Below are 4031 nucleotides of genomic sequence, written 5' to 3'. Positions count from 1 at the left end.
TTTCTGACTCCTGACCATGATTTCGACCCTCGGCACTCCCACCCATCCAGAGCAGACCCTTTCCCCCAACCAGTCTTTGCGCCCCTTGACCAGCCGTATCAACAGCCGGGGGCACTTGGAAATTGGGGGGTGCGACGTGGTGGAGCTGGTGCGCCAGTTTGGATCCCCTCTCTACATCCTGGACGAATGGACGCTGCGCCGCGCCTGCCAGCTTTACCGTGACACCTGGGCCCGCTGCTACGCCGGGGGATCCCGGGTTTTGTACGCCACGAAAGCCTGGAATTGCCTGGCCATCTGTGCATTGGCGCTGCAAGAAGGGCTGGGGTTGGATGTGGCTTCTGGCGGGGAGCTGTACACGGCCCTGCAGGCGGGGGCCAAAGGTGAAGATCTCTATCTGCACGGCAACGCCAAGTCTCTCGACGAGCTGAACTTGGCCCTGGAGACGGGCTGTACTTTGGTGGCCGATAGCCTGTACGAACTGCAGCAGGTGTCGGCCCTGACCACGCCCGCACGGCCAGCGCGGCTGCTCCTGCGGGTTAACCCTGGTATTGACGTCCACACCCACGAGTACATCCGCACCGGACAAACCGACAGCAAATTCGGCATCGGCCAATGGCAACTGCCGGAGGTGTTTGACTTTTTGGCAGCCCATCCCCAACTGCAGTGCGTTGGGCTCCATGCCCACATTGGGTCACAGATTTTTGATCTACAGGGCCACCGCGACCTGGCGGGGGTGCTGGCCCAGATCTGGCGGCAAGGGCTGGGCAGAGGGTTGCCCCTACAAGAGCTGAATGTGGGTGGGGGCCTGGGGATCCGCTATATCGAATCCGATGATCCCCCCTCCATCCCGGAGTGGGTGGAAACTGTGGCAACGGCGGTGCAACAAGCCTTTGCCCAGTCCGGGATCCCTTTGCCGAAAGTGCTCTGTGAGCCCGGACGATCTGTGATTGGGCCGGCTGCCGTGACCGCCTACACCCTGGGGGGGCAAAAGCGGATCCCTCCCAGCGATGACCTGCCCCAGGGACGCACCTACATCACCATCGACGGTGGTATGTCCGACAACCCGCGCCCGATCACCTATCAAGCCCGCTATACCGCCCTTCTGGCCAACCGACCAGAGGCAGAGGCCACGCAGCGGGTAACGGTGGCCGGCAAGCACTGCGAGTCGGGGGATGTGCTGTTGAAGGATGTGCTTCTGCCCGCCCCAATGGCAGGAGAAGTGTTGGTGGTTTTGGCGACGGGGGCCTACAACTACAGCATGGCTTCCAATTACAATCGCTTCCCTCGGCCAGCCGCGGTGCTGGTCAACGAGGGAGAGGCCCAGTTGATTGTGCGGCGAGAAACTTATGCCGACTTAATCCGTCAAGATGTCTTGCCAGAGCGGTTGCTGCGTTGAAGGGGAAGTTTGCCCATACCCATCTGGTCAGTAGAGGCACAGCCTTTCCTGGCAGCGCCGACCGCAGCCAACGCACCTCATGCGAGAAAGACTGGAAGACAGCCAGGAGGTGAGTGGTAGGCTGGTCTGGGGGCCGCAGTCCAACAGGGGTTCTGAGGTGCAGAACGGCACCAGGCAGAAGGTCCGCAATGAGGGGAGCGTGAACGGGGTTTTTCGCCATGCTGGCGGCCTTATGGGCTTGGCTACAGCAGTTTAACTTTCTCAGCCTCTTGGACTGGGCTCTGGCTGTCTTTCTGTTGGCTTTGGCTCTCTACTACACCCGCGAAAGTCGTGCTGGGGTGCTGGTGAGGGGATTTATAGTGCTGCTGGTGCTGTACCTGGCCACAGCCTCTCTCCCCTTGGTTCACCTGATCTTGGATCGCCTGCTCCTGGGCGCAGCTGTAGCCATGGGTGTGCTCTTTCAACCGGAGTTTCGGCGGCTGCTGGAGCAATTGGCAAGAGCCATCCGCATGGAGTGGCCGAGCAACGCAGGCGATGACGAGGAGGATCCTGAGGAAGATTTGGTGGAAGAACTGGTGCAAGCAGTGCGAGAACTTTCCCAAAACCGCACAGGAGCGCTGATTGTGATCGAGCCGGAGCAGCCAATTGACTCGCGGGTATTTACCGACAAAGGAGTACCTCTCCAGGCGCGGGTGTCGCGGGAGATCTTGCAGACCATTTTCCAGACTTCAACTTTGTTGCATGATGGGGCTGTGGTCATCCATCGGAATCGCATTCGCGCAGCGGGGGTCATCCTGCCGGTTTCGGAGCGGGCCGCCTCTCGACAGCTGGGCACACGGCACCGCGCTGCGATGGGGATCACAGAGCAGACCAATTGCTTGTGTATTGTGGTCTCAGAAGAAACGGGATCCATTTCCCTGGCGGAGGGTGGGCGCATCGAGCGGCCTCTGACCAGTGCCAAGTTACACGAACTGCTGGTACAGCGGTTGCGCAATCCCCGCGATGCCAAAAAACGAGATGCTCCGCTAAAGGGATTGTGGGCCCACCCCTGGTTTCGCAATGGGCCGCTGCGCTGGTGGGGATCCCTTGCCGATCTGACTAAACTCTTTCGCAAACCTGAGAAAACCCTCCCCGAAGACTGAATCTCCATGACCCTTTCTCCTGCCCATCTTCTGCAGTTGCCTGCCGACCTAGATCCGCAGTTGTTGCCCCGCCATGTGGCGGTGGTGATGGATGGCAACGGGCGTTGGGCGCAAAAACGGGGCTTACCCCGCAGTGTTGGGCATCAGCGAGGGGTAGCGGCCCTGAAGGAGCTGCTGCGCTGTTGTGATGACTGGGGGATCCCAGCCCTTACCGCCTATGCCTTCTCCACCGAGAACTGGGGCCGGGCCCGCGAGGAGGTGGATTTTCTCATGACTTTGTTCGAGCAGGTGCTGTGGCAGGAATTGGGGGAAATGGTGCAGCAGGGGGTGCGCATCCAGTTTGCCGGCCAGTTGTCGGCTCTGCCCCACTCTCTGCAGGAAACCATCGTGCATGCGGTGGCCTGCACCCAGCACAACAAGGGCATTTGCCTGACGGTGGCCCTCAACTACGGGGGACGACAGGAGATCCTACAAGCCTGCCGCTCCATTGCCACCTTGGTGCAGCAGGGGCTGCTGCAGCCGGATCAGATTGACGAGGCCCTCTTTTCCCAATTTCTCTACACCACCGGCTTATCGGATCCTGATCTGCTGATCCGTACCAGCGGCGAGATGCGCATCAGCAACTTCCTGCTCTGGCAGATGGCCTACACCGAGCAGTATTTCACCCCCATCCTCTGGCCGGATTTCGACCGAGCCGCTTTTCACCAAGCCTTGCTTAGCTATCAGTCGCGGCAGCGGCGGTTTGGCAGGTGAGGATGATCCCTGGTTGGATATCCGTTGCCAACCGGCAGCTAGCGCAGAAAGCTGGTCACCAACCACATCACCGTAAACGTGATCCCCACCAACAGCGCACCAGGAGCATCGCCACCGGTGAGAGGAAGGGCAATGCCGTAGGCCAACATCAGCCCCAGGCTCAGGCCCGCCAGGGCCAAGAGAAAAGCGCGAATGAAGCGGCGCTCTTTGCGGTACAGGAAATAGATACAAGCCATCAGCCCCAAGGCCAGTTGCAGCGAGGGGTACTCATCGGGAGCCAGGATAACCCAACCCCCCAGCCCACCCAGCAGCGCCGCAGGCCAGAGGGCATCGGCGGTAGAGGGGGTATCCAACCAGCGGCTGACCCAAGGCGGATTTTGGGCAGCAGGGCGGGGCAAACTCAGCTCCGGCTCAGGATGGGCAGCCCGTTGTTCGGCGTAGCGAATGCGATCGGGAACGGCGATTTTGCCCTCTTTGCGCAGGCGCAGGCGCTGCATCAGGATGGCATCGTAGGCTTGCTCCACCCGCTCCTGCTGCTGTTCGTCCGCGCCCAAGCTGGCCAGGAGCCGAGCCCGCGCCGATTGAATCTCTTCAAAAGAGGCTTCTTCGCTAATTCCCAACACCTGATACGGACTCATCTCAGCCATAGCGACCAGCCCTGTAACTCTTTATCACCTTAACCCAGCCTGCCCGACCTTCGATCCGGCTACGTAAACTACCCGACACCCGCGCTATGCGCA

At 60.6% G+C, this 4031-nt stretch carries 4 protein-coding genes; 3 read left to right on the top strand and 1 reads right to left on the bottom strand.

Annotated elements, in window-relative coordinates:
- The first annotated feature begins 16 nt into the window (after positions 1–16).
- From lysA to NW815_RS04400, 3 genes are all read left to right on the top strand, one after another.
- On the top strand, positions 17–1396 hold the full coding sequence (gene lysA / locus NW815_RS04410) for a diaminopimelate decarboxylase (protein ID WP_414390885.1): 1380 nt from the start codon (positions 17–19) through the stop codon (positions 1394–1396).
- A 218-nt stretch (positions 1397–1614) separates the two neighbouring features.
- Positions 1615–2538, top strand: a complete 924-nt coding sequence (gene cdaA / locus NW815_RS04405) for a diadenylate cyclase CdaA (RefSeq protein WP_414328940.1) — start codon at positions 1615–1617, stop codon at positions 2536–2538.
- Positions 2539–2544: 6 nt separating this feature from the next.
- Entirely contained in the window at positions 2545–3291 is a 747-nt protein-coding gene (locus NW815_RS04400; RefSeq protein ID WP_011433250.1) for an isoprenyl transferase, read from the top strand.
- 38 nt (positions 3292–3329) lie between these two features.
- Here the strand turns inward: NW815_RS04400 and NW815_RS04395 are convergent, their stop codons facing one another.
- Positions 3330–3929, bottom strand: coding sequence for a CPP1-like family protein (locus NW815_RS04395; protein WP_011433251.1), 600 nt, complete (start codon positions 3927–3929; stop codon positions 3330–3332).
- Positions 3930–4031 lie beyond the last annotated feature (102 nt).

It is taken from the genome of Synechococcus sp. R6-7, from assembly GCF_047461695.1.
GTDB lineage: Bacteria > Cyanobacteriota > Cyanobacteriia > Thermostichales > Thermostichaceae > Thermostichus.
This window is presented reverse-complemented; position numbering and strand designations above follow the sequence as displayed.

Bases quoted from the DNA above. Each gene is read 5' to 3' on its own strand.
- lysA (WP_414390885.1), top strand. From the start codon at position 17: ATGATTTCGACCCTCGGCACTCCCACCCATCCAGAGCAGACCCTTTCC.
- cdaA (WP_414328940.1), top strand. From the start codon at position 1,615: ATGCTGGCGGCCTTATGGGCTTGGCTACAGCAGTTTAACTTTCTCAGC.
- NW815_RS04400 (WP_011433250.1), top strand. From the start codon at position 2,545: ATGACCCTTTCTCCTGCCCATCTTCTGCAGTTGCCTGCCGACCTAGAT.
- NW815_RS04395 (WP_011433251.1), bottom strand. From the start codon at position 3,929: ATGAGTCCGTATCAGGTGTTGGGAATTAGCGAAGAAGCCTCTTTTGAA.